This window comes from Rhodopseudomonas sp. P2A-2r, assembly GCF_026015985.1.
Taxonomy (GTDB): Bacteria; Pseudomonadota; Alphaproteobacteria; order Rhizobiales; family Xanthobacteraceae; genus Tardiphaga.
In genome coordinates this window covers 5979851-6005408 of sequence record NZ_CP110389.1, presented here as the reverse complement: position 1 = coordinate 6005408, position 25558 = coordinate 5979851, and the positions used below count along the sequence as shown (strand labels likewise).

17 protein-coding genes, 1 pseudogene and 1 riboswitch are annotated in these 25558 nt (G+C 65.0%); of the genes and pseudogenes, 12 read left to right on the top strand and 6 right to left on the bottom strand.

Going from position 1 to position 25558, the window contains the following annotated elements; all coding sequences use genetic code 11:
* The first annotated feature begins 60 nt into the window (after nucleotides 1–60).
* The 10 genes and pseudogenes from ppdK (at nucleotide 61) to ONR75_RS28855 (ending at nucleotide 15739) form a co-directional block, all read left to right on the top strand.
* The gene (gene ppdK / locus ONR75_RS28900) at nucleotides 61–3033 is read left to right on the top strand and encodes a pyruvate, phosphate dikinase (protein WP_265080265.1); all 2973 of its coding nucleotides are present in this window, start codon (nucleotides 61–63) and stop codon (nucleotides 3031–3033) included.
* A 519-nt stretch (nucleotides 3034–3552) separates the two neighbouring features.
* The gene (locus tag ONR75_RS28895; RefSeq protein WP_265080264.1) at nucleotides 3553–4962 is read left to right on the top strand and encodes a cell wall hydrolase; all 1410 of its coding nucleotides are present in this window, start codon (nucleotides 3553–3555) and stop codon (nucleotides 4960–4962) included.
* A gap of 274 nt (nucleotides 4963–5236) precedes the next feature.
* Complete coding sequence (locus tag ONR75_RS28890) at nucleotides 5237–6481, top strand: MFS transporter (RefSeq protein ID WP_265080263.1); 1245 nt, start codon at nucleotides 5237–5239, stop codon at nucleotides 6479–6481.
* 95 nt (nucleotides 6482–6576) lie between these two features.
* A riboswitch (FMN riboswitch) is annotated at nucleotides 6577–6726 on the top strand.
* An 81-nt stretch (nucleotides 6727–6807) separates the two neighbouring features.
* A complete protein-coding gene (locus ONR75_RS28885; protein WP_413776400.1) occupies nucleotides 6808–7314 on the top strand; it encodes a 6,7-dimethyl-8-ribityllumazine synthase in 507 nt (168 codons plus the stop codon).
* A 47-nt stretch (nucleotides 7315–7361) separates the two neighbouring features.
* On the top strand, nucleotides 7362–7799 hold the full coding sequence (locus ONR75_RS28880; protein ID WP_265080261.1) for a PaaI family thioesterase: 438 nt from the start codon (nucleotides 7362–7364) through the stop codon (nucleotides 7797–7799).
* A gap of 133 nt (nucleotides 7800–7932) precedes the next feature.
* Nucleotides 7933–8913 carry an MDR family oxidoreductase gene (locus tag ONR75_RS28875; protein ID WP_265080260.1) on the top strand — a complete coding sequence of 327 codons (981 nt, stop codon included), beginning with the start codon at nucleotides 7933–7935 and terminating at the stop codon, nucleotides 8911–8913.
* A 111-nt stretch (nucleotides 8914–9024) separates the two neighbouring features.
* A complete protein-coding gene (locus ONR75_RS28870) occupies nucleotides 9025–9624 on the top strand; it encodes a hypothetical protein (protein WP_265080259.1) in 600 nt (199 codons plus the stop codon).
* A gap of 612 nt (nucleotides 9625–10236) precedes the next feature.
* Nucleotides 10237–12266: pseudogene (locus tag ONR75_RS28865) on the top strand (methyl-accepting chemotaxis protein).
* 381 nt (nucleotides 12267–12647) lie between these two features.
* On the top strand, nucleotides 12648–14306 hold the full coding sequence (locus ONR75_RS28860; protein ID WP_265080258.1) for a sensor histidine kinase: 1659 nt from the start codon (nucleotides 12648–12650) through the stop codon (nucleotides 14304–14306).
* Nucleotides 14225–15739 carry an ATP-binding protein gene (locus tag ONR75_RS28855; RefSeq protein WP_265083839.1) on the top strand — a complete coding sequence of 505 codons (1515 nt, stop codon included), beginning with the start codon at nucleotides 14225–14227 and terminating at the stop codon, nucleotides 15737–15739. The genes ONR75_RS28860 and ONR75_RS28855 overlap by 82 nt, the downstream gene beginning before the upstream one ends.
* 18 nt (nucleotides 15740–15757) lie before the next feature.
* Here the strand turns inward: ONR75_RS28855 and ONR75_RS28850 are convergent, their stop codons facing one another.
* Complete coding sequence (locus ONR75_RS28850) at nucleotides 15758–17563, bottom strand: carbamoyltransferase (RefSeq protein WP_265080257.1); 1806 nt, start codon at nucleotides 17561–17563, stop codon at nucleotides 15758–15760.
* A 413-nt stretch (nucleotides 17564–17976) separates the two neighbouring features.
* Between ONR75_RS28850 and ONR75_RS28845 the strand changes: the two genes are divergently transcribed.
* Nucleotides 17977–18294: a hypothetical protein gene (locus ONR75_RS28845; RefSeq protein WP_265080256.1), complete on the top strand. Its 318-nt coding sequence runs from the start codon at nucleotides 17977–17979 to the stop codon at nucleotides 18292–18294.
* A 94-nt stretch (nucleotides 18295–18388) separates the two neighbouring features.
* On the opposite strand, the gene ONR75_RS28840 is transcribed toward ONR75_RS28845, so the two are convergent.
* From ONR75_RS28840 to ONR75_RS28820, 5 genes are all read right to left on the bottom strand, one after another.
* On the bottom strand, nucleotides 18389–21076 hold the full coding sequence (locus tag ONR75_RS28840) for a DUF2339 domain-containing protein (protein WP_265080255.1): 2688 nt from the start codon (nucleotides 21074–21076) through the stop codon (nucleotides 18389–18391).
* Between the two features lie 140 nt (nucleotides 21077–21216).
* A complete protein-coding gene (locus ONR75_RS28835) occupies nucleotides 21217–21723 on the bottom strand; it encodes a tyrosine phosphatase family protein (RefSeq protein WP_265080254.1) in 507 nt (168 codons plus the stop codon).
* A gap of 109 nt (nucleotides 21724–21832) precedes the next feature.
* Nucleotides 21833–22450, bottom strand: a complete 618-nt coding sequence (locus tag ONR75_RS28830; protein ID WP_265080253.1) for an HD family hydrolase — start codon at nucleotides 22448–22450, stop codon at nucleotides 21833–21835.
* Between the two features lie 3 nt (nucleotides 22451–22453).
* Nucleotides 22454–23101, bottom strand: coding sequence for a DNA-3-methyladenine glycosylase I (locus tag ONR75_RS28825; protein ID WP_265080252.1), 648 nt, complete (start codon nucleotides 23099–23101; stop codon nucleotides 22454–22456).
* Nucleotides 23098–23979 carry a YgfZ/GcvT domain-containing protein gene (locus ONR75_RS28820; protein ID WP_265080251.1) on the bottom strand — a complete coding sequence of 294 codons (882 nt, stop codon included), beginning with the start codon at nucleotides 23977–23979 and terminating at the stop codon, nucleotides 23098–23100. Before ONR75_RS28820 ends, ONR75_RS28825 begins: the two co-directional genes overlap by 4 nt.
* A gap of 129 nt (nucleotides 23980–24108) precedes the next feature.
* Between ONR75_RS28820 and ONR75_RS28815 the strand changes: the two genes are divergently transcribed.
* On the top strand, nucleotides 24109–25443 hold the full coding sequence (locus ONR75_RS28815; protein WP_265080250.1) for a dihydroorotase: 1335 nt from the start codon (nucleotides 24109–24111) through the stop codon (nucleotides 25441–25443).
* Nucleotides 25444–25558 lie beyond the last annotated feature (115 nt).

Genomic DNA, 25558 nt, shown 5'->3' with positions numbered 1-25558 from the left:
CGGAGCGCCAAAACGTGGTGTAAGGCGGCACCTTTTTCTCTCGCGAACTGATTGTAAGCCATGGCAAAAACCGCATCGAAGACCAAAAAAGCTTCAGCGAAATCAAAGCCTTCTGCAGCTGCTCGAGCGAAGGCCCCAGCGCCGGCCCGGACCCGCAAGGCGATCGGCAAGAGCGCGTCCAAGGCGCCCGTCAAGTCCGCAGTGAAAAAGCCGGTGAGCAAGGCCGTAGTCGGCCGGATGCCGGCCAAGAGCCCGGCCAAGCCTGCCCCCAAAGGCGTGGCGAAGGCCGTCGCCAAGAAGAAGCCCGCCGTCGCCGTCAAGCAGGCGCGCAAGCCGGTCAATGAGGCGATCAAGGCTGGCAAGTGGGTCTACAGCTTCGGCGATGGCAAGGCCGAGGGCAAGGCAGGGCTGCGCGACCTGCTGGGCGGCAAGGGGGCCAACCTGGCGGAAATGGCTAATCTTGGCCTGCCGGTCCCGCCCGGTTTCACCATTCCCACCACGGTCTGCACCTATTTCTACGCCCACGACAAATCCTACCCGAAGGACCTTCAGGCCCAGGTCGACAAGGCACTGGCCATGATCGGCAAGATCGCCGGCAAGGGTTTTGGCGACGCCAAGAACCCGCTGCTGGTCTCGGTGCGCTCCGGCGGCCGGGCCTCGATGCCCGGCATGATGGACACCGTGCTCAACCTTGGGCTCAACGACCAGACGGTGGAAGCGCTGGCGGCTCTGTCGGGCGACAAGCGCTTTGCCTATGACAGCTATCGCCGCTTCATCACCATGTATTCCGACGTGGTGCTCGGCTTCGAGCATCATCATTTCGAGGACATCCTCGACACCTACAAGGACAGCAAGGGCTACGCCCTCGACACCGATCTCGACGGCGACGACTGGGCGTTGCTGGTCGGCAAGTACAAGGAAGCGGTCGCCCACGAGACCGGCAAGGAATTTCCGCAGGACCCGCACGACCAGCTGTGGGGTGCGATCGGCGCGGTGTTCTCGTCCTGGATGAACGCCCGCGCGGTGACTTATCGCCGGCTGCACGACATTCCGGAATCCTGGGGCACTGCCGTCAGCGTGCAGGCCATGGTGTTCGGCAACATGGGCGAGACCTCGGCAACGGGCGTCGCGTTCACGCGCAATCCGTCCACCGGCGAGAGCAAGCTGTACGGCGAATTCCTGATCAACGCACAGGGTGAGGACGTGGTGGCGGGTATCCGCACGCCGCAGGACATCACCGAATATGCGCGGCAGGAATCCGGCTCCGACAAGCCCTCGATGGAAGTGGCGATGCCGGAGGCGTTCAAGGAGCTGACGCGGATCTACACCCAGCTCGAGAAGCACTACCGCGACATGCAGGACATGGAGTTCACGGTCGAGCAGGGCCGGCTGTGGATGCTGCAGACCCGCAACGGCAAGCGCACCGCTAAGGCGTCGCTGCGCATCGCCGTCGAGCTCGCCAGCGAAGGCGTGATCTCGCAGCAGGATGCGGTGATGCGGATCGATCCGGCGTCGCTGGATCAGTTGCTGCATCCGAATATCGATCCCGCCGCCAAGCGCGACGTCATCGCTACCGGCCTGCCGGCGTCGCCCGGTGCCGCCTCGGGCGAGATCGTGTTCTCCTCGGAGGAAGCCGCCAAGCTGCAGGCCGACGGCCGCAATGTCATCCTGGTGCGCATCGAGACCAGCCCGGAAGATATCCACGGCATGCATGCCGCCGAAGGCATCCTGACCACCCGTGGCGGCATGACCTCGCACGCGGCGGTGGTCGCGCGCGGCATGGGCAAGCCCTGCGTATCCGGTTGCGGCACCATCCGCGTCGATTACGGCCGCGGCACCATGACCATCGGCAGCCGGGTCTTCAAGGCCGGCGACGTCATCACCATCGATGGCTCGATCGGCCAGGTGCTGGCCGGCCGCATGCCGATGATCGAGCCGGAACTGTCGGGCGAGTTCAACACGCTGATGGGCTGGGCCGACAAGGTGCGCAAGCTCAAGGTGCGCGTCAACGGCGACACCCCGGACGATGCGCGCACCGCGCTGAAGTTCGGCGCTGAAGGCATCGGCCTGTGCCGCACCGAGCACATGTTCTTCGAGGAGACCCGCATCCGCACCGTGCGCGAGATGATCCTCGCCGAAGACGAGCAATCGCGCCGCGCGGCGCTGGCGAAGTTGCTGCCGATGCAGCGCGCCGATTTCGTCGAGCTGTTCGAGATCATGAAGGGCCTGCCGATCACCATCCGCCTGCTCGATCCGCCGCTGCACGAATTCCTGCCGCACACCCAGGCCGAGGTCGAGGAAGTCGCGCGCGCGATGAACACCGACCCGCGCAAACTTGCCGACCGCGCCCGCGATCTCGCCGAGTTCAATCCGATGCTCGGCTTCCGTGGCTGCCGCCTGGCGATCGCCTATCCGGAAATCGCCGAGATGCAGGCGCGTGCCTTATTCGAAGCGGCCGTTGAGGCCGCCAAGCGGACCGGCGAACTGGTCGGGCTCGAAGTGATGGTGCCCCTGATCGCCACCAAGATGGAGTTCGATCTCGTCAAGGCGCGGATCGATGCGACCGCGCTGGCGGTGATCAAGGAAACCGGCGGCAAGCTGAAGTACAGCGTCGGCACCATGATCGAGCTGCCGCGTGCCTGCCTGATGGCCGGTGAGATCGCCGAAACCGCCGAGTTCTTCTCGTTCGGAACCAACGACCTGACGCAGACCACCTTCGGCATCAGCCGCGACGATGCCGCGAGCTTCCTCGGCACTTACATCGCCAAGGGTATCTTGCCGGTCGATCCGTTCATCTCCGTGGATCGCGACGGTGTCGGCGAGCTCGTGAAAATCGGTGTTGCGCGCGGCCGCAAGACCCGGCCGGACATCAAGGTCGGGATCTGCGGCGAGCACGGCGGCGATCCGGCGTCGGTCACCTTCTGCCACGAGATCGGCCTCGATTACGTGTCGTGCTCTCCCTATCGCGTGCCGATCGCCCGCCTTGCGGCGGCACAGGCCGCGCTGGGCAAGGTCGTCGCCAGCCAGGCGTGACGACGCTACGCGCAAAACATCGTTAGCAAATGCTGAATGGCCGGGGAGTTCCCCGGCCATTTTTTCGTTTCAATTCGATCGCTCTCGCAACCACTCCGCCGTCATCCTGAGGTGCGAGGGCTCACACGCGATGCGGCTTCCACATGTGCAGAGACCCGAGCCCCGAAGGATGCATGTCCTGCAACGGCGGAGCTACGCCGTCGTCCTTCGAGGCTCGCCAAAGGCGAGCACCTCAGGATGACGGCTCTGTTCAGTTCGCGATGGAACTCTGAATTAGCCAACTGCATATCGAAAAATGCTTCATCATTTTCGTTGACGCGTTGTTTACTTCATTGCTGAAGCCCCTATTTACCAAGGCTTCCGATGATCGCCGTCACAGGCATCCACCTGCTTGCGTGTGTCGTGGCTGCATCAACGATTAACTCCCTCGCAACTTTAATTCGATATCACCAACATTGATCGAATTGTACGGAACGTGCTGTTCGATTGCATGTGTGTAAGCGTTGCGTGAGCGTATCGATGTCAGTAATGCGTAACCGGCCGAAGGGCGCGCGCAGCGTGTCTTTCGGCCTCGGTCTTTGCGTCTTTGCATTGATCCCCAACGAGATCGGCTATCAGGACATCGCTTCGTTGCTGGCGCGCCAGCCGGGCGTCGCCGAACGGTGGCAGAAGCGCGTGATCGCCTCCGCCGTCAGTTCCATCCAGGTCGCGACCTTCTCATTCGGCCGTCCGATCGGCACCACGACGCGCAATGCGGGCCTGCAACTCGCCAGCCTCGACAATTCCGGTATCGACATTACGGGCGCGATCACGCGCAATCCGCTGGCGCAGCCGCCGCGTCCCTATCAGCCTTCCGAGTTTCCCGCCGTCGACCGCACGCTCAAGGGCGACAGGCTCGCCAGCGTGGTTCCCGAGAGCGAGGCGCCCACCGAAGCGCTGCCGAAGAGGGATTCGTTTCCGACCAATGCGTCGGTAAGAGGCGCGAAGACCGCCGAGGCCGCCGCGCCATCGGCGTCGGTGCACGTTGGCGCGCTCGATCCGGAGCTTGCCGAAGCGCTGAAGGCGCCGCCGCTGCCGCAATACGATGCCACGCTGGCGACCCAGCCGATCATCGACACGAAAGGCCAGCCCGACACCGCCGTCATCGCGGTCGAGCCGGCGCCGCCGAAGGATGGTTTCTCGGTGAAGACTGCCAGCCTGTTCTTCGGCAGCTCGTCGCTGGGCGCGGAAGTCGAGACCATGGAGCGCTGGCAGCCGGGCGAGGAGCCGATGATCGTGCTGCCCGGCGGCACCGTCGATCCCGATCTCAAGGTGAAGGCAATTCCGCCGGCCGCCGCGGCAGATCCCGCGAAAGGCGGCGAGAGCGTCGCCGGCAAGGGCGAGGTCAATACCACCAATCACGTCAAGACCCCGGCCGAGCGGCTTGGTCTGAACACCGACAAGCTGCGCGCCAAGCATGAGAAGTGCCTCACCGAGGCGATCTATTTCGAAGCGCGCGGCGAGGCGGTGCGCGGCCAGATGGCGGTGGCGCAGGTGGTGCTGAACCGCGCGTTCTCCGGCTTCTATCCCACCAATGTCTGCGGCGTGGTTTATCAGAACAAGCATCGCCATCTGGCCTGCCAGTTCACCTTCGCCTGCGACGACGTCGCCGATGTGGTCAAGGAACCGGACATGTGGGACCGCGCCAGGAAAATCGCCAAGGCGTCACTGGACGGCCAGATCTGGCTTCCGGAAGTCGCGAAGTCCACGCACTACCATGCCTATTGGGTTCGCCCGTCGTGGGTGCATGAGATGAAGAAGATGTACAAGTTCGGCGTGCACACCTTCTATCGGCCGCGGGCGTGGGGCGACGGCAGCGATGCGCCGAGCTGGGGTACCAAGGAGCAGACCGCGGCAATCACCGCCCGGCTCGCCGAGGCCAAGCCGTAACCGGGTTCGACTTGTCGCGGGAAAATCCGTTGCGGCAGTGATGCGGCGGACCTGCGGCAAATCCGGTCGCCGCGAACGCGCTCCTGTTTTCCGGAATTTGACGGAACCGATTTGCATTGCTGCTATGCGGCATGGAATTTTTTCCCCGGCCTTTGTGATTTCCATGCGCATGCATTAATCTGGCCGAGCTTGCGGGGAGGTCGGTTTCGACTCGCCCGCCAACGCTTTTGCGGGCCGCGCAGCGGCTCGAATTCTGGCACATCGGGGAAACGACATGGCAGCGACTGACAGCATCTTGCCTTCGCGTGGCCTCGGCTGGCGCACACCGCTGGTGATCGTGATCTGCGGCTCGCTGATCGGCATGCTGACCTTCGGGCCGCGCTCCAGCGTCGGCTTCTTCATGCAGCCCATGAGCCAGCAGTTCGGCTGGGGGCGCGACGTGTTCGCGCTGGCCTTCGCCGTGCAGAACCTGCTGTGGGGCATCGGCCAGCCGTTCGCGGGCGCCATCGCCGACAAGTTCGGCGCTGTCAGGGTGATCAGCGTCGGCGCGCTGCTCTATGCCGTCGGTCTTCTGGTAATGCGCTATTCCTCGACGCCGCTGGAGCTCAATCTCGGTGCCGGGCTGCTGATCGGCTTCGGCCTGTCGGGCTGCTCGTTCAACCTGGTGCTGTCGGCGTTCGGCAAGCTGATGCCGCCGGAGTGGCGCGGCATCGCGCTTGGCGCCGGCACTGCCGCCGGATCGTTCGGCCAGTTCGTGTTCGCGCCGTTCACCGTGGCGATGATCGACAATGCCGGCTGGCAGCCGACGCTGATGACCTTCGCCCTGTTGATGCTGCTGGTGATCCCGCTGTCGCTGGCGCTGGCGACGCCCACCGCTGCGGTGGCCGATGTGCCGGTTGCGCAGCGCCAGTCGTTCCGGGCGGCGCTGTCGGAGGCCTTCGGCCATCGCTCCTACGTATTGCTGGTGCTGGGCTTCTTCACCTGCGGCTTCCAGCTCGCCTTCATCACCATGCATCTGCCGGCCTATCTGGTCGACAGGGGCATGCCGGCCTCGACCGGCGGCTGGGTGATCGCCGTGATCGGCCTGTTCAATATCGTGGGCTCGCTCACGGTCGGCTATGCGCAAAGCAGGTTTCCCAAGCGCTACATTCTGTCCTTCATCTATTTTACCCGCGCACTGGCGACGGTGGCCTTCATCCTGCTGCCGATGACCACCTTCTCTGCGATCGCCTTCGGCATCATCAGCGGCCTGACCTGGCTGTCCACGGTGCCGCCGACGTCGAGCCTGGTGCTGCTGATGTTCGGCACCCGCTGGCTGGCGACGTTGTACGGCTTCGCCTTCTTCAGCCACCAGGTCGGCGGCTTCCTTGGCGCGCTGCTCGGCGGCATCGTCTATGAGAAGTTCGGCTCCTACACGCCGGTGTGGTGGCTGTCGGTGCTGTTCGGCGTGCTGTCGGCGCTGATCAACCTGCCGATCGTCGAAGCCCCCGTGAAGCGCCCGGTTGCGCAGCCGGCGTGATCCTGCCGCGCATCTGAAGAAATTAATGTGACGCGCTTGACTCGCAGACGGGGGCCCATGAACATTGGTACCGGTCGCCCCTATATTTCGGCGACCTTCGTTCTCAGGGCGGGGTGAAACTCCCCACCGGCGGTGATGGCACGCAAGTGCATGAGCCCGCGAGCGCCTGCTGGGCAACCGGCAGGGTCAGCAGACCCGGTGTGACTCCGGGGCCGACGGTATAGTCCGGATGAAAGAGAACGGGATTGCGCAGGATGCTCCGCGTCAGCGGAGCGTTGGCGTGTACCCGTACGTCCTGATTCTGGTCTCAAGCCTCGAGGGCACCCATGAATCAGTCACTGCAACATTCCCAATCCTCCTTGCGCAACGCCACCGTTCCTGCCGGACGGATCGCCTTCATTCAATCCTGCTGGCATAAGGACATCGTCGATCAATGCCGGCTTGGATTCGTCGCCGAGCTGGAGCGGCGCGGCCGGTCCTCGTCGCTGGTCGATTTCTTCGACGTGCCCGGCGCATTTGAGATTCCGCTGCAAGCCAAGCTTTTGGCGCGCAGCGGCCGTTATGTGGCGATCGTCGCCACCGGTCTTGTGGTCGATGGCGGCATCTATCGGCATGAGTTCGTGAGCGATGCAGTGATCAACGGTCTCATGCGCGTACAGTTGGACAGCGATGTTCCTGTGATTTCCGCGGTGCTGACGCCGCAGCATTTCCACGAACATGCCGAGCACATGCGGTTCTTTCACGAGCACTTTCTCGTCAAGGGCACCGAGGCCGCTGCAGCCTGCGAGTTGACGATCCGGAATATTGAAGCCACCCGGCAACTGGCGGCGTGACACCCGATCCCCTATCGCGCCCGATCACCCACGGAGGATCAAGCGTCGTGGCCGATGATCAAGATCGCCTTGATAAATCAGATATCAGATCGTTCCTCGCGGCGTTGCCGTTCGTGCGTGAAGTCGGCATCGACGTGGCATCGTTTGCGCTCGGCGCGATCGACATTGAGCTGCCGTTTGTCGAGAGGTTCTCGGGCCCCACCGGATTGTTCCCCGCGTCCATCGTCGGCGTCGTCGGCGATGTGGCGGCGGTGTCGTCGTGTTTGTCGCTGTTGCCGAGAGGATGGGCTCTTGCGACGCTCGACTTCACCATCAAGATGACCGGCTTCGCCAAAGGCGAGACGTTGCTTGCCAAGGGGCGCGTGCTGCAGGCGGGGCGGACCAACTCGGTCGGCGCCGCGGACGTCTACGCGGTCTCCGCTGCGGGAACGACCTTATGCGGAACGGTGCTCGCCACCACAAAGAATTTCAGGATCGGAAATTGAGCGCGCTTCGGTTGCGGTTGGCAGCCATGCGCTATGCGGCTTGGCCGCGGGCAGGTGGCGTTTCTCATGACGACGCGGCATAATTGGGCAGGAGAAATCCAGCCAATACAATTCAGGGAGTGATGCGTTGGGCATGTTCAGGGCGGTTCGGATCGACAAGGCCGACAAGGGCACCACGGTCGCACTCACGCAGTTCGACGAAGCCGAGCTGATGGACGGCGACGTCACCGTGCGGGTTGAATGGTCCACGGTGAACTACAAGGACGGCCTCGCGGTCACCGGCAAGGCGCCGGTGGTGCGCCGGTTCCCGATGATCGCCGGGATCGATCTTGCGGGCACCGTGGAGACGTCGTCGCATCCCGACTGGAAAGCCGGCGACAAGGTGATCTGCAACGGCTGGGGCATGGGCGAGACCCATCTCGGCGCCTACGCCGAGAAGGCGCGGGTCAAGGGCGACTGGCTGGTGCGGTTGCCTGATGGCATGACCGCGCGCGACGCCATGGCCATCGGAACCGCCGGCTACACCGCGATGCTGAGCGTGCTGGCGCTGGAGAAGCACGGCCTGACACCGGCCTCCGGTCCGGTGGTGGTGACAGGCGCTGCCGGCGGCGTCGGCTCGGTGGCGATCGCCGTGCTGTCGAAGCTCGGCTATCACGTCATAGCCTCGACCGGCCGCACGGCGGAAGCCGACTATCTCAAGGGTCTGGGCGCTGCGGATATCATCGACCGCGCCGAATTGTCCGGTCCCGCAAAGCCGCTGGCCAAGGAGCGCTGGGCCGGCGGTATCGACAGCGTCGGTTCGACCACGCTGGCCAATCTGTTGTCGATGACCAGCTATCGCGGCGCCATCGCCGCCTGCGGGCTCGCCGGTGGCATGGACCTGCCGTCATCGGTGGCGCCGTTCATTTTGCGCGGCGTGTGTCTTCTGGGTATCGATTCCGTGATGTGCCCGATCGACCTGCGAAAGCAGGCGTGGGGACGGCTGGCCAGCGATCTGGACAAGGCGAAACTCGCTGAAATCACTCATGAAATCGATCTCGCCGATGTCGTCGCGGCGGGGGCCAGGGTGCTCGCCGGCGAGGTCCGTGGTCGAATCGTGGTAAAGATTCTCTGACGATGTTCAGACTTTACCAACCAACCTGCTCCAATGTTGCCACGGTTGGTATGGTAAGCAGCGGGTAAAGGCATCTGGCGGTCACCCGCGCTCAGTTGGTCGGAGTATCCTATGGTTGCGCGTTTTGTATTGGGAGCCGTGTTCGCAGCGTCAGTGGCGATGCCAGCCGCGGCAGGCCAGATGACGGCCGAAGAGGCCCGCAAATTCGTCGCCGGCAAACTGTTCGCCTTCACCTGTTTCGACGGCACCCGCGGCGCGGGTCGTGTGTTCGACGATGGCGGTGCAGCAGGCGCCGTGCAGTTCTCCGGCTCCGGCCCCTCGCGCAACATGCGGCTCCCCGGCAATACGCTGCAGGTGCGCGGCCAGGCCATCTGCGCCTCGATCAAGGGCATTCCGTTCGAGCCGTGCTTCAACCTGACCAAGAATGACGAGCGGAGCTTTCGCGGCTCCGTCTCCGGCATGGGCTTCGCCTATTGCGATTTCCGCCATCAGGGCGTCGGCCAGATGCTGATGGCGCGCTCGCTGTCGCGCCCGCGCTCGCTGCGGGCACCGGAGCCGACCCGTTCGGCCGATGCATCGCGCACCGAAGTGTCGGCGCGCGTCGAAACCCCGCGCGTCGAAATCGGCAAGATCGAATCGGTCAGCACCGGCTCGGTGAAGGCCGATGCGAAGCCCGAGGGTGCGATGGAATTGCGCCGCTCCAAGGATTGAGCTTTTCTCAAGTCACCAAATACACCACCGTCATCCTGAGGTGCACGTCTTCGCGCGCCTCGAAGGATGAGCCGCGTGCGCTGAACACCCATCCTTCGAGGCTCGCCGTTCCGGCGAGCACCTCAGGATGACGGTCGCGTGTTTGGGATCGTAGCCAAATATCCAGCGCGCCCGCCCGTCAGATCGCGAACCGGAGCGATCATGGTGTCGCGGGGTTGACGAACAGCGTCGACAAATCCTTGCCGCCGCAGGCGAGGCAGGTACGGCCCTCGCCGGCAGGCGCGACGCAGACAATTCAACTCAAATCGAACTGTACTTTCAGAGCGACTGATGCCGTCTTCGGCAGCGGCTGCCGCATTTTGCGGCGCCGCGGATTAACGTTTGCATCAGGGTTGAGTGGTATCTTGGGACCGATCAAAGCGCCACCCACAACGGCGATGCGACTGCCGATCAAGCGACGGATCCCGCTCACAACCGTCGCCTGATCGGCGCGCGTCCAAAACCTCATCCATCCGGCCTTCGCTGCCGCCGCCCGCTCACGCTGACGGAGGCTGTTGCAGCGTTGCGCGCGGTCTCCTGCTACTTCATCGCATCCCTTGAGAGTACTCCGAGATGATCAAGCTCAATCGCGTTGGCAACAAGCTGGGCCTTGCCGGTCTGATCGGCATCCTGTTGTCGATCGGTGTCGTCGCAAACCAGATGCGGACCGAAACCACGGTCGCAGAAAACAACCTGCGCGCCGATGAACAACAGCGGGTGGTCGATTTTGTCATGCAGGCTGAAAGCGAAATGCGCAGCATGCGCCTGGCCAACCGAGGGCAGGTCGCGGCCAAAACCCGCAACGAGATTGACAAGGCCTATGCCGACCTCGCCACCGCCAAGGCGGCGCAGGACAAGGGGCTCGACGCCGCTCTCGCGATGCCGATCGGTCAGGAAGCCAAGGCGAGGCTCAGCAAGGTCAAGGATCTGACCGCCCGTTATGCGAATGGCGCGAGCCAGACCAACGAGTTTCAGAAGAAGCTGCTCGAACTGTACCGCACGCGCAACGTAGCCACGATTGATTGGGACAGGCACCTCAGTCAGCTGCGTCTGTCCACCGCGGTGATCGAGTCGAGCAAGTGGCCCGAGGTCGATCTGCAGTTGCGCGACGCCGACATCGCGATCAATGCGGTGCGCGCATCCGCCTGGCGTTTCACAGCGATGGGCGAAGCCACCGAGAAAATGCAGATCGGCAAGCGTGCCGATCTTCTCACCAAGTCGATCGCGCGCGCGGCCAGCCTCGCCGAGGACGGTCCGATGCAGGACGTCATCGCGCTACTGTCCGCCGATGCCAAGAAATTCATGGCGGCCACCGATGAAGCGATCAAGGTGGATGATACAAAGGCAAGCCTATCGCGCGAAAGCATCGTTCCGGCGGCGAAGGAAGCATCAGAACTGATGGCGGTTGCAGTCGCCTCGGCGAAGCAGACGGCCGATCTCGCCCGCAGCCAGGCGGGTGAGCAACTTGTCGAGTCCGGCAAGATCAACGTGGCCCTTGGCGCTGCTGTGGTTCTGGTGCTGATATGCACCATGGTTTTTCCTTCGTGGACGTGGCGCGGCCGATGGTTCGGTTGAATGCCGCTATGACGTCGATGGCGGCGGGCCAGCTCGATACCGTCATTCCCGGCGCCAATCGCGGCGACGAGATCGGCGATATCGCCAAGACGGTGACCGTCATTCGCGCGAATGCCGAACAGGCTGCCCACGCCGAGGCCGAAGCCAGAGCGACTCAGGATCGCCTGGCCGGCGAGCAGCGCAAGCGCGACATGGTCAAGCTGGCCGACGATTTCGAGAGTGCCGTCGGCGAGATCGTCGAGACGGTGTCGTCGGCATCGACCGAACTCGAGGCCTCCGCCGGTACGCTGACCGACACCGCCGAGCGCGCCCAGGAACTGACCACGCTGGTCACCTCCGCCTCGCAGGAAGCCTCGATCAACGTGCAGGCGGTGGCATCGGCCACCGAGGAGATGTCGCTGTCCATCAGCGAGATCGGACGCCAGGTGCAGGAATCCGCAAATATCGCCAATGAGGCCGTCGGGCAGGCGCGCCGCACCAATGACCGGGTCGGCGAATTGGCCAAGGCCGCGGCGCGGATCGGCGACGTGGTCGAGCTGATCAATACCATTGCCGGTCAGACCAACCTGCTGGCGCTGAATGCCACCATCGAGGCGGCGCGCGCCGGCGACGCCGGCCGCGGCTTCGCAGTGGTCGCCAGCGAGGTGAAGGCACTGGCGGAGCAAACCGCCAAGGCGACCGGCGATATCAGCCAGCAGATCAACGGCATCCAGGCGGCGACGCAGGAATCGGTCGGCGCCATCCGGCAGATCGGCGACACCATCGGCAAGATGTCGGAGATCGCGTCGAGCATCGCCTCGGCAGTGGAACAGCAGGGTGCCGCGACCCAGGAAATTTCCCGCAACGTCCAGCAGGCCGCGCAGGGCACCATCCAGGTCAGCACCAATATCGGCGATGTGCAGCGCGGCGCCAACCAGACCGGCTCCGCGTCCTCCCAGGTGCTGTCGGCCGCCCAGTCGCTGTCGTCGGACAGTAACCGGCTGAAGCTCGAGGTCGGCAAGTTCCTCGCTTCGGTGCGCGCGGCCTGAGCGCCGCGCCAGATCCGGCGCGGCCCGGCGAAACGCCGGGCCTATGCACGGGCGACAACTACAGCAGAGCCGCGTGGAGGCACGCGGCTCTTCGTTGGAAAGCGGGCGCCTCGCGCTCCAGGCCGGCGAATAGCCGGCTTCCGTGCGGGTCTGACACGACGTAGTTCCCTCGCCGCTCCCCAACCCGTAATTTTACGGGCGGGGTTTTTAACGGCTGGGTCCCGTCGAATCTGATATCTTTCGCAGGATCGCTTTACCGCATGGCCATTTGCGGCGAGACTCCACGCCCGGCGACCAACTCCCTTGATATCAACCCAAAGGCGACCGCCTGTGCTGAAGTTGTCAACTCGTTTGGCGATCGCAATGGTGGCGCTGGTTCTGGTGACCACAATCGCCTTGGGCTTGATCACCTACCGGAACCTCGTCCGCCTTGCCTTGCCGCGGTCGCTGGAGAGGCTCGAAACCCACGCCTTGCTGAATGCCACGCGGCTCGAGGCGGCGCTGAATAATGCGCGCGTCGATCTGACGGCGCTTCGCACGACAGGCGCGGTCGCCGAATTGGGGGCGGCCTACACCCAGAGCCTTGTCGACCCCTCTGCGAAAGATCTCGCCGCGACGTGGCGAAAGCGCATTGCGGCTCGTTTAACCGCAGAGCTTTCGGCCAAACCTCTATATGCCCAGATGCGGGTGATCGGTCGGGAAGACGGCGGACGCGAACTGGTTCGCGTCGATCGGTCCGGCCCGCAGGGCGCTATCCGGGTCGTGCCGGAGGCCGAACTGGCGCCGAAGGGCGATCGCGCTTATTTCACGGAGGCGATCGGTCTTTCCGCCCGGGACATGTACGTGTCGCCGGTTGGACCGCAACAGGTCCCGAGCACGGTCGATCGTGCGCCGTTTCCTGTCGTTCGCGTCGCCGTTCCGCTCCTCGGCGGCGACGGCAAGGCATTTGCCGTCGGCGTGATCGATGTCGATCTGGAGCCCGAGTTCGATCGGATTCGCGCGACCACGGTCCGCGGCCGCCAGGTCTTCGTGGTCGACGAGCGCGGTGAACATCTGCTGCGTCCGGATGGACAACACACGGCCGCGTCGGGTCCGACCGCACCGTCTCGTATCCAGAGCACGTTCCCGCAGTTCGACGAGGAGATGAAGAAGGGCCAGAATAGCGGGTTGTGGCTCGATCGAAAAGACGACTGGTTCGTGGCCGGCTGGGCGTCGGTGCGGCTCGCGGGCGGCCCCAAGATCACGGTGATCGAGGCCAGCGACTATCCCAGCCTCAATGTGGGCCTCGCCGCCGTTGGCAATTCGACGTTGGTCGGCGGAGCGCTCGCGATCCTCTGTGCCATCGTTCTTGCCTTGCTGCTGGCGCGCTCGCTATCGAAGCCGCTGGTACAGATGACGCGCGCTGTGGAAGGATTTTCGCGCGGGGAATCGATTGCGCTGTCGGCCGGCGGCGGTCGGGAGATCGAGGTGCTGTCGACGGCCTTCACCCGCATGGTCGCCGATGTGAAGCAGAACAGCGCCTTGCTCAACAATGTCATCACGACCATTGCCGATCCGGTGCTGGTGGCGAACGAGCGGGGCGATGTCGTGATCGCCAATCCCGCGGCGATGCGCTTGCTCGACGTGGAGCTCGGGCATTGCAACGTGCTGAGTACGATCAAGAAGTTCGCCCTGTTCTATCCCGACGGCGTAACGCCGTTCCCGTTCGATCAGTCGGCCATGTCGCTGGCGTTGCGCGGCAAGGCGGTGGACAATCTGCATCTGGTGGTGCGGCCGTCGGGCGCGGGGGCGACCTGGATATCGTGGTCAGCGGGCGGCCGATCATCGACGAGGCCGGCGTGCTGCGCGGCGCCGTCACCGTCTATCACGACATCACCAGGAACCTGCGGGCGCAGGAGGCGCAGTCGGCGAGCGAGCAGATGGCGCAGGCCATCATCGACACCGCGCTGGATGCTTTTGTGCAGGTCGACAACTACGGCACCGTCCTGCTGTGGAGTCCCAAGGCTGAAGCCATGTTCGGCTGGAGCCGCGACGAGGTGATCGGGAAAAGTCTCGGCGAGCTGGCCATCTGCGGCGACAAGAACCTCGGCAGCGCGGAGCGGATCGCGCAGGTGGTGCAGAAGCTGGAGAACGGCATCTCCGGATGGCGCTACGAGACGATCACGCTGCGGCGGGATGGCAGCGAGATCGTCACCGAGATTTCGCTGACGGCGCTGCGCCGGCGCGACAAGATCATCATCAACATGTTCCTCCGGGATATCTCGCAACGTCGCGTCGCCGAGGAACAGTTGCGGCAAGCCCAGAAGATGGAATCCGTCGGCGAGCTGACCGGCGGCCTGGCGCACGACTTCAATAACATGCTGACGGTCATCACCGGCACCATCGACATCCTGGCCGATGCGGTCGCCGACAAGCCGCAACTCGCGGCGATTGCGGCGCTGATCAGCGGCGCCGCCGACCGCGGCGCCGAGCTCACCGCCAACCTGCTGGCTTTCGCGCGGAAGCAGCCGCTGCAGCCGCGCGCCATCGACGTCAATTCGCTGATGACGGATGTGTGCAAGCTCTTGCACCCGACGCTGGGGCGGCAGATCGAAGTCGAGACAGTCCTTGGCAACGACGTCTGGCCGGCGCTGATCGATCCCGGCCAGCTCAGCTCGGCCCTGGTCAACCTGGCCATCAACGCCCGCGACGCCATGCCCAACGGCGGCAAGCTGATCCTGACTACCGGCAATTTGGAAGTCCTGCCGGACGATTTCAAATTCAAGGGCATTCTTGCGGCGGGGCGCTACGTGCGGGTCACCGTGCGCGATACCGGCACCGGCATGCCGGAGGCCGTTCTCGACAAGGTGTTCGAGCCGTTCTTCTCCACCAAGGAACCCGGGCGCGGCACCGGCCTCGGCCTCAGCATGGTCTATGGCTTCGTCAAGCAATCCGGCGGCCATATCGAGGCGGAGAGCGACGTCGGCCACGGCACCACCTTCAGGATCTATCTGCCCAAGGCCATCGAGCAGCCGAAACAGCTTGCGGAGCCGGCCGGCGAACCGCGGGCGGAGAGCGGCAACGAGACCATCCTCTGCGTGGAGGACGATGCCAGCGTGCGCAGCTTCGTGCTGACGCAGTTGCAGAGCCTCGGCTACAAGACGATTGCCGCGGAGAATGCGGCGGACGCGCTGGCGCTTGTCGAAAGCGGCGAGCCGTTCGACCTGCTGTTCACCGACATCGTGATGCCCGGCAAGATGAATGGCCGGCAACTGGCCGAGGCGGTGGCGTTGCTGCGGCCCACGCTCAAGGTGCTGTTCACGTCCGGCTTCACCGAGAACGACGACGTCATCAATCACAGCCCCATGAACAACGACGTGCTGCTGCTGCCGAAACCTTACCGGCGCGCGGATCTCAACCGGATGATCCGGCTGGCGCTGGAATCGCCGATGCCAGCGATCATCCAGGACCGCCGCGTCAGCGCGCAGAGCTGACGGCGATTCGCGCCGGGGTCACGCCGGCTTGACGTTGGACAGCACCAGCGTGGCAACATCCATCCAGGTGCGCACCAGCGGCGCCACGATGGCGTGCAGCGCGGTCTTCGATACCAGCGTGTCGTGCAGGATCAGATGATCGATGCCGGTGGTGAGGAAACAGGCCATGGCATCGCGCGGCGTCTCGACGATCGGCTCGCCCTTGACGTTGAACGAGGTGTTGAGCAGCACCGGCACGCCGGTCAGCGCGTCGAATTCCCTGAGCAGCCGGTACAGCACCGGATTGGTGGCTTCCGACACGGTCTGGACCCGCGCGGTGCCGTCGACATGGACGATCGCGGGAATGCGGTCCCGCCAGGCCGGATTGACCGACTTGGCCATCAGCATGAACGGCGAGTCGCCGCGGCCCTCGAAAATCTCGTCGGCCCGCTCGGCCAGCACGATGGGCGCGAAAGGCCGGAACGGCTGGCGGTGTTTCACCCGGCTGTTGAGGATGTCCTTCATCTCCGCCCGGCGCGGATCGGCGATGATGCTGCGGTTGCCCAGCGCGCGCGGCCCGAACTCGGAGCCGCCCTGGAACCAGCCGATCACCTTCTGGTCGGCGAGCAGCTTTGCGGTGTCGGCGCAGATATTGGCGCTGCGCGCAGCGGAGGTCTGGATGCGGACCAGCAATCTCTGCGTGGCAGCTCCGACTTCCGCCTCGGGATAGCGCTTGCCGATATAGGAGTGCGTCATGGTGAAATTGCGCGGATTGTTCTGCAGCGCGAGATGGCCGTAGTAGGCGCAGCCGATAGCGATGCCGTCGTCGCCGGCCGCCGGCTGGATCCAGACGTTCTCGAAGCCGGCCTCGCGGGCGATTCGGCCGTTGGCGACGCAGTTCAGCGCCACGCCGCCGGCGATCACCAGGTTTCTGGCGCCGGTGGTCTCGCGCAGCCAGCGGGCGCGCGCGAGCAGCACCTTTTCGGTGTCGTCCTGCACCCGCCAGGCGAGATCTTCCCAGTGCCGCATTGACGGGCTGCTGTCCCACTTGCCGCCGTCGGCCACGTAGGGCTGGTTGAATGCAGCGGTCCAGCGCGGCACCTGCAGGCGGTTGTCGCTGATGTCCATCAGCGGCTTGACCTGATCGCGGCGGCCATAGGGTGCCAGCCCCATCAGCTCGCCGCATTTGTTCCAGTCGCCGAAGATGTAGGTGGAGGCGCGGCTGTAGAGCGCGCCGAGGCCGGCCATGTTGTAGAACTCGTCGCTCAGGAAGCCGCGGTCGGGCTCCATCCAGACCTTCTTGATGCAATCGAGCCGGGTTCCGGAGAACGTGTAGTAGCTCTCGGATTCGCGTGCCAACGGCGACGCCGCGTCGGCTGCCGGAAAAGGCTCCATCACGTCCGACCGATAGCTGCCGACGCCGTCGACGATCATGACGGCGCCGTCCTCGAACGGGCACGGCGCGAAGGCGCTGTAGGCATGGGCGAGGTGATGCGAGATCGTGTGGGTCTTGCCACCCTGCGCGCGATACAGCGGATGCCTGGCGGCATCGGCGCGCTCGTACTCCGGCAGGAAGCCGGACATGTCCTGATAGACCAGCCGCTCTTCCATCTCCGGCACCGGCAGGATGTAGCAGTTGCTTACCGCCAGTCCCACGTCGTCCAGCGTGATGCCTTCGGCCTCCAGGCAGTAATCGATCACCTCCTTGTAGAAGCCCATCGCGTGTTTCTCGCGGGTGATGCGCTCCTTGGCGATGCCGAAGGCGATGGCGCCGTCGCGCAGCAGGCAGGCACTGACATCGTGGTCGTAGGTGTTGAGGCCGAGGATGTATTGATGCTTTGACATGGACCATCTTCTGCGGAAGTCGCGGGACTGAATTATCGGAAATGACGACGGCGCGGCGCAAGGCGTGTGATGTCGGGATAGTCGCTTGCCTTTGACGGGTGAGAGATCAGCGGCTCGCGCGGGGCGCGCTGTGCAGTGCGAAAGAGATCGTCGCGGCCGTGACAAGCATAGTGAAGGCCCACGCGATGGCAACATGAACGAAGACGCAGCGCGTTTGTTCGCAACTGCGGTCGCGCAATTGCTTGACCGACGACGAGGCTTAACTCTATTCTGACGGCGTTCTGCGACGTGCGCCACGGGTCGGCCACATTGCTATATTGATTTTAGTACGCGACTGAATCGACGTAGAACGAAAATGCGGTGCCGGAAGCATTTTGAGAATTCCTGCTTCCCGAGAATGGGAGATTTCGACAATGGCTCAAACTAAATCGACGACGCGGCACAATATCGTGACGCGCTGCCTTGCGGCGGCAGCGATGGTCTTTGTCTACTGCATCGGGCTGGTCGGTGCATCGGCGATGCTGCTGGCGGCGAGCACCACCTCTGCGGATGCTCGCGGTGGTGGTCGTGGCGGCGGACGAGGCCGCGGTGGTGGTGTCGTCATTCGCGGCGGCGGATTCCGTGGCGGTGGTTATCGCGGGCGGGGACGTGGCTACGGCTTCGGGCCTCCGATCGTTGCGCCGGGCTGCTACTACAGCCGTCGCTGGGGCCGGATGATCTGCCCGTATTGATCTGCTTGCGAAGTTCGGCGGTTGCGCCGGATAACATCGAAACAGGAGGTGCGCCGGGAAACCGTCGCACCTCTTTTCGTTTGGCGTGTCGCCGCTACGGCTGGGGCGGTTGTGGCTGGACGCGGCGGCTGAACAGGATGCGCTGATACAGCCAGCCGATCGCCACCAGCACCAGGCCGAGGCACATGAACGACAGCGCGCGATAGACGCCGGTCAGCGACGACATATCGACCAGGAACGCCTTCAGCACGGTGAGGCCAATGACGATGGCCGAGGCCAGCCTCGCGCGCTGCGAGTTGAAGATCACGCCGAGGCCGAGCAGGATCACGCCGAACCCCAGCCAGGCGATCGACAACGTGTATTGCTCGGCGTCGAGGGTGGTGGCGGAGGAGAACACCGGGCCGTGGTAGAAGCGGCGGACCTGCAGCGTGATATACATCAAGGCCAGTACCAGTGCGCCGCCGGCCACCGTGTTGGCATAGGCGACGGCGCGGCGGCCGGCCACCGCATAGGACAGCAGCAGCGCGAGCACAGCCGGGAAGGCATAGCCGAGCAGCAGCAGGTTGATCACCGCGCCGCCGACGTCGATGCGCCAGATCGCCGGGTTCTCCAGGAACAGCAGGCCGAACAGGCTGGCGGCGCCGGCAAACAGGGTCAGCATGACGGCGCCGACATTGTGCACGATGCTCGCGGTACGGATCCGCAGCCGCTCCAGCCCGATCGCCATGGCCAGTGTCACGCAGACCTGCAGCGCCACCTCGGTGAGCCCCGCGGAGGGACGATAGACATCGCCGCCATTGACGGCGTGGCGGATCTCCAGGAAGGCCAGCAACACCGTGAACAGGATCGCGGCGGAATCCACCATGCGCAATGGCACGTCGTCGCCGCGGCGGCGCAGCAGGATGCTGGCGCCCCAGAAGGCCGCCGCCGGTACGCCGTAACCCCACAGCAGCCAGTTGAAGATCGGCGTCGAACCGACGAGGTCGCCGACGATGCGCGGCTCGTAGCCGACGCGCGCCACCACGATGGCGGCGAGGATGGCGGCGAGCCAGCGCAGGAACGGGATCGGCCGCTGGTTGGCGATCCATGCCGTGCCGAGCGCCATCAGCGCCAGCGCGATGGTCAGCCAGCCCTTGTCCAGCGCGAAGGTCAGCGCCAGCGCCAGCGCGCCGAGCGTGCCGGTGGCGAACAGCGCGATGGCAATCGACTGGCCCGGCCGCGGCTCGCGCTTGCCGAGCAGTTCGGTCGCCGCGGCAAAGCCGGCGGCGAGGATCACCGCGAGGATGGCGAACGGGATCGAGCGGTCGAGATGGGCAATGCGGGCATACAGCGCGATCAGCAGCGCCAGCGGGACGAAGACGCCGGCCGCCGACCAGATCACCGGCACGATGGCGCTGACCGATCGACCCTGCGCGAGAAAGCCACCGAGGCCGAAGCCGAGCGCGAAGATCGCGGCGGTCATCATGTGCGTGGACACCGAACCCTCGATCGGGCTGGCGCCGATACCGGCCAGCGGACCGCCGGGCAGCACCAGCATGTCGGGATTGCCGCGCACCGCCCATTCCAGGAACACCAGCGCCACGAAGCCGGCGGCCACGGCAATCGCCGCGGTGGCGGCTTGGGCATACCAGGCGACGAACAGGGTGCCGGCGACCAGCAGTCCGAACGTCACCATGGCGGTGTCGGCGTGAAAACTGTTGAGCACGATCAGCGTGGCGCCAAGCAAATAGGCCGACGGCGCGCCGGACGAGATGGCGTCGATGCGCCCCTGTTCGGCGGACGGGCCGTACATGAAGCCGCACACCACCAGCAAAGCGGCGAGAATGAAGCCCACCATGACGTGGAAGGCGTGCGGCGCGATCATCGACGGCCCGCATTCCAGGCAGGGCAGGGTCCACAGCGTCGCCAGCACGATGGCGGTGACCGCGAGCCACGGCCACAGCCGGATCCGCGCCAGGCCAAACGCCGCTGCGCTGACCACAGCGAGATAGAGATACAGCGCCCAGTAATCCGGCCTGTTCGACGACACGAGCACCGGCGTGGCGAAGGCGGCGACGACGCCGAGACCTGCCAGCGCCGGCCCGTGCAGCAACGCCGCGGCCATGGTGCCGAGAGCGACGAGGCCGAGCAGGATGAAGGCGGTGGCCGGCACCAGGAAGTCGTACAGTGCGTAGGCGGCGTAGACGGTGGCGAAAGCGACCGCCGTGCCGGCGGCGGTGAGGATCGCCGGGATGTTGGCGATCGGCAGCGGCGCGATCGCCGAGAGGCTTTCCTTGCGCCGCGACCACTCGCCGGCCAGCAGCAGCGCCAGCGCGAAGGCGCCGCCGAGCAGCACGCGCACGCCCGGCCCGAGCAGGCCGGCCTCGATGGAGTAACGCACCATGAAGAAGCCGCCGAGTGCCAGCGTCAGGCCGCCGACCCACACCACCCAACGGGTACCGATGCGTTCCTCGAAGCCGGGACCGGCCGGTGGCGCGGCTAACGGCGCAACGTGCGTGTCGACCGCTGTCTGCCAGGTCTCCGGCTGGAGCGAGGGCGAAGGTTCGCGGGCCAGTTCGGCCTCGGCGACGACAGGTTGCGCCATGGGCGCTTTGTCGTCGGCGTCGACCCGAGACGACGTTGCTTGTCCGGAAGGCATGCTTGCCGGCGCTGCGACGGGCGCCGCTGTCTCATAGACATCGAGCCGGGCCTGCAGCACCTTGACCTCGTTGCGCGCCCTGCGCGCGAAGATGAACGCGGCGATGGCGATTGCCAGGGCGAGAAAGCTGTAGTCGTCGAACATCGCGTTCAGATCCTATGGAGACGTGGGGCGGCCAGCCGTCGCGCGCGCGCAAGACCGCGGGATCGCTCCCGCGGCGCTGGCACCGATATGTGTCGACCCGGGAACCATAAGTTCACAGGCATTGGCAAGTTTGCGCAGTGTCAGGCGAGATCGATGCGGAACGGACGGCCCACCACGGTCATGCTGCCGGGGCCCATCTCGTCGAGCGCCCGCACCATGCGGCCGTCGCGGCCGAGTGCCTTGTCGGCCAGGGTGACGATCAGCCGGTTGGGCGCGGCGATCGGCGAGGCCGCGCGGATCTTTTGCGCGATGTCGCGCTCGTCGCGGTCCGGGTTAAGCATGCAGGCCGCGGCAAAGGCGCTGGCGGTGGAGCGGCTGATGCCGGCATAGCAATGCACCACCAGCGGCGCGCTGCGGTCCCAGCCGCGCACGAAGTCCAGCACCTGCACGATATGCGCATCGTTGGGCGCGACGAAGCCGTCGGTATGTGCGGTGATGTCGTCCATCTGGACCCGCAGATGGTTGGCATCGAGCACCGTTTCCGGCCGCACCACCTGCGCCACATTGGCCATCACGGTCAGCACATGGCTGGCGCCGGTAGCCTTCACGGTGGGATGCAGATAGGCGAGCGAACAGACGTGAATCATGGCGGTCCTCTGGTTGCGGGGATTATAGGCCGAGGGTCAGGGTGGGCAAAGGCGGTGGTGGCATACCCCCGCAAGGGGAGGAAAAGAAGGCGCGCCGTTGCAAAGAAAGCTACGAAATGGCCACCGCCTCGAAGCGCGCCAGCAAACGCTTCTCCGCTTTCCCTGCCGACCACGGCGTCAGGAAATCCTCCATGGCCGCTTCGGACAGGCCGGGGTCCTTGCCGAACAGCCGCTTGGCCTCGGCCTGCGAGAAGCCAGCCAGATGCGTTGCCTCGAGATAGGCGGCGCCCATGTCGGCATTCTTGATCTGTTTGGTGATCTCCGGCGCCAGCACCGGCGGCAGGCCGAAGCGGATATGGATCGCCGCGAGCAGGCGATGCTCCACCACCTTGTAGGCGCCGCCGATCACCGCCTTGAACGGTGAGATCATGTCGCCGATGACATATTCCGGCGCGTCGTGCAGCAGGGCGGCCAATCGGACGCGGTCGTCGACGCGCGGCGCCTGCTGGCGCAGCACGGCTTCCACCAGCAGCGTGTGCTGTGCCACCGAGAAGATGTTGGGACCGTGGGTCTGCCCGTTCCAGCGCGCGACGCGCGCAAGGCCATGGGCGATATCGGCGATCTCGATGTCCAGCGGTGAAGGGTCGAGCAGATCGAGCCGGCGCCCCGACAGCATGCGCTGCCAGGCGCGGGTGGCCACGTCGGTGGAGAATTTGGATTTGGCCATCGATCAGGCGCGATCTGGTTTGGAGGGCTTGGGCTTGAGGCGCGGCGCGCGCAGTTTGCTCCTGCAGGCTTCGTGGCAGAAGCAACTCACCAGATGGTCGTTGACCATGCCGGTGGCCTGCATGAAGGCGTAGATGATGGTAGGGCCGATGAATTTGAAACCGCGCGACGCCAGTTCCTTGGAGATCTTCGCCGACAGCGGCGTGGACGCCGGCACGCTGCCATGGGTCTTGAAATTGTTGACGATCGGCTTGCCGTCGACAAAATCCCACAGGAATTTCGAGAAGCCGGGGCCGTCCTCCATGATCTTCAGATAGCCCTTGGCGCTGCCGATGGCGCCCTCGATCTTGGCGCGGTTGCGCACGATGCCGGCGTCCTGCATCAGCGCGTGCACCTTCTTCTCGCTGTAGCGCGCGATCTTCTCGGGCTTGAAGTCGTCGAACGCGGCGCGAAGATTGTCGCGCTTGCGCAGAATGGTGATCCACGACAGCCCGGCCTGGAAACCGTCGAGGATCAGCTTCTCGTACAGCGCGCGGTCGTCATATTCCGGCACGCCCCATTCGGTGTCGTGATAGGCCACGTAGAACGGATCTTCGCCGGGCCACGGGCAGCGTTTCAGGCCATCGGCATGCAGCAGCGCGGGCTTGCTCATGCCAGCAGCTTCTTCGGCGCGATGCGCACATCCTCGGCCGCGGTGAGGTGCAGCGGAATGCCGCCGGCCAGCAGTGGCAGCGAGGCATCGATGGCGTCGGCGGTGCGATCGAGCCGCAGCAGCGCCAGGCCGTGGCCATTGGCGGACGAGCCCATGGTGCCGACCGCCTTGTCGCCGGCGCGGATTTCAATGCCCGGCTCCGGCACCGGTCCATCGAGCTCGACGCGGGTCACCCGTGTCCGCACCACGGTGCGGTGCTGCATGCGCGACACCACTTCCTGGCCGACATAGCAGCCCTTGTCGAAATCGACGCCGGCCATGCGGTCCATGTTGGCCTCATGGGGGAAAGCGTCGCCATAGCTGAAATCGAGGCCGCCGCGCGGCACGCCGAGCGCGATGCGATGCGCCTCATAGGCCGCTTCGTCGACGAATTCGGCGCCGACCAGGTCGGCGGTCTTTTGCGCCAGATCCGCGGGCACGAGGACGCGCCAGCCGAGCGCGGCGTTGCGCGGATCTGCGAAACTGAGGTCCGGCTTCAGCGTGGTGTCGCCATCCCACACAGCCAGACCCCCCAGACTGTCGGAGAGGTTTTCCACCACGACCTTGGCGCGCAATTTGTAGAAGCCGAGTTTTGTCGCGAGGCCCTGCGCGAGTGCGCGCGGGCAATCGATCAGCAGCCCGCCGCCGTGTCCGGCCGGGGCCTCGGTGACCAGGAAGTCGACGATGATCTTGCCCTGCGGCGTTAGCAGCGCCCCGAACCGGGCGGAACCGGGCTGCAGCGTTCCGAGCTCCGAGGTGATCAGATTGTTGAGAAATCCGCGGGCGTCGTCACCGCTGAGCTTGATCACGCCCCGGTCGGAAAGAAACGCTGCCTTCATGGGATTTCTCGAACTTCGTTGGGGGAAATGCCTGCGCCGGATATTACATACGAAACTAAGCCGCTAGTATGCCGGCAACAAGGCCCACGCCGCCCATTTCCTGCAGCAAATGCAGGCCCTTGAGGACGAATGACCCAGACATTTCAATCTATTCTAAAGAACGGCACCGTCGTCAATCAGGACGGCGAGGGCGTGCGCGATATCGGCATCGCGAATGGCCGGATCGCCGCCATCGGCACGCTGGATGCCGGCTCCGCCGCCGAGGTGATCGACTGCAAGGGGCTGCATATCCTGCCGGGGGTGATCGACACTCAGGTGCATTTTCGCGAGCCCGGCCTGACGCAGAAGGAGGATCTGGAGACCGGCTCGCGCAGCGCCGTGATGGGCGGCGTCACCGCGGTGTTCGAAATGCCGAACACCAACCCGCTGACCGTCGACGAGGCCGCCTTCACCGCCAAGGTGAAGCTCGGCCATCACCGCATGCATTGCGATTTTGCGTTCTTCATCGGCGGCACCCGCGAGAACGTGCAGGACCTGCCTGAGCTGGAACGCGCGCCGGGCTGTGCCGGCGTGAAGGTGTTCATCGGATCCAGCACCGGCGCGCTGCTGGTCGAGGACGACGACAGCCTGCGCCGCATCTTCAAGGTCATCAATCGCCGCGCCGCGTTCCACGCCGAGGACGAGTACCGCCTCAACGATCGCAAGAACCTGCGCATCGAGGGCGACCCGCGATCGCATCCGGTGTGGCGCGACGAGACCGCGGCGCTGATGGCGACGCAGCGGCTGGTGAAGATCGCGCACGAGACCGGCAAGCGGATCCATGTGCTGCATATCTCCACGAAAGAAGAGATCGATTTCCTGCGCGACCACAAGGACGTCGCGACCTGCGAGGCGACGCCGCATCACCTGACGCTGACCGCGCCGGAATGCTACGAGCGGCTCGGTACGCTGGCCCAGATGAATCCGCCGGTGCGCGACGCCAGCCATCGCGACCGCATCTGGCACGGCATCGAGCAGGGCATCGTCGACGTGCTGGGCTCCGACCATGCGCCGCATACGCTTGAAGAAAAGAACAAGACCTATCCGGCCTCGCCCTCGGGCATGACGGGGGTGCAGACGCTGGTGCCGATCATGCTCGACCACGTCAATGCCGGGCGGCTGTCACTGGCGCGCTTCGTCGATCTGTCCAGCGCCGGCCCGGCGCGGATCTACAACATCGCCACCAAGGGCCGCATTGCCGCAGGCTATGACGCCGACTTCACGGTGGTCGACATGAAACGCTCCGAGACCATCACCAACGACTGGGTGGCTTCCAAAGCAGGCTGGACGCCCTATGACGGCGTCAAGGTCACCGGCTGGCCGGTCGGCACCTTCGTGCGCGGCAACCGTGTGATGTGGCAGGGCGAGCTGGTGACGCCGGCGCAGGGCGAGACCGTGCGGTTTCTGGAGACGCTGAGGGGGTAGGTGCGATGGCGCTGCGGGCCGTAGCGTCGCCTCGACACGCTTGCTGTCATCACCCGCGAAAGCGGGTGATCCAGTCATCGTTGTCGATAGTGCTGATCACCAGCCGCAGCGTTTA

Excerpts from the sequence above, each read along its gene's own strand:
- ONR75_RS28895 (WP_265080264.1), top strand. The coding sequence starts at position 3,553 with ATGTCAGTAATGCGTAACCGGCCGAAGGGCGCGCGCAGCGTGTCTTTC.
- ONR75_RS28850 (WP_265080257.1), bottom strand. The coding sequence starts at position 17,563 with ATGTCAAAGCATCAATACATCCTCGGCCTCAACACCTACGACCACGAT.
- ONR75_RS28835 (WP_265080254.1), bottom strand. The coding sequence starts at position 21,723 with ATGATTCACGTCTGTTCGCTCGCCTATCTGCATCCCACCGTGAAGGCT.
- ONR75_RS28870 (WP_265080259.1), top strand. The coding sequence starts at position 9,025 with ATGGTTGCGCGTTTTGTATTGGGAGCCGTGTTCGCAGCGTCAGTGGCG.
- ONR75_RS28845 (WP_265080256.1), top strand. The coding sequence starts at position 17,977 with ATGGCTCAAACTAAATCGACGACGCGGCACAATATCGTGACGCGCTGC.
- ONR75_RS28875 (WP_265080260.1), top strand. The coding sequence starts at position 7,933 with ATGTTCAGGGCGGTTCGGATCGACAAGGCCGACAAGGGCACCACGGTC.
- ONR75_RS28885 (WP_413776400.1), top strand. The coding sequence starts at position 6,808 with ATGAATCAGTCACTGCAACATTCCCAATCCTCCTTGCGCAACGCCACC.
- ONR75_RS28840 (WP_265080255.1), bottom strand. The coding sequence starts at position 21,076 with ATGTTCGACGACTACAGCTTTCTCGCCCTGGCAATCGCCATCGCCGCG.
- ppdK (WP_265080265.1), top strand. The coding sequence starts at position 61 with ATGGCAAAAACCGCATCGAAGACCAAAAAAGCTTCAGCGAAATCAAAG.
- ONR75_RS28825 (WP_265080252.1), bottom strand. The coding sequence starts at position 23,101 with ATGAGCAAGCCCGCGCTGCTGCATGCCGATGGCCTGAAACGCTGCCCG.
- ONR75_RS28890 (WP_265080263.1), top strand. The coding sequence starts at position 5,237 with ATGGCAGCGACTGACAGCATCTTGCCTTCGCGTGGCCTCGGCTGGCGC.
- ONR75_RS28820 (WP_265080251.1), bottom strand. The coding sequence starts at position 23,979 with ATGAAGGCAGCGTTTCTTTCCGACCGGGGCGTGATCAAGCTCAGCGGT.
- ONR75_RS28815 (WP_265080250.1), top strand. The coding sequence starts at position 24,109 with ATGACCCAGACATTTCAATCTATTCTAAAGAACGGCACCGTCGTCAAT.
- ONR75_RS28830 (WP_265080253.1), bottom strand. The coding sequence starts at position 22,450 with ATGGCCAAATCCAAATTCTCCACCGACGTGGCCACCCGCGCCTGGCAG.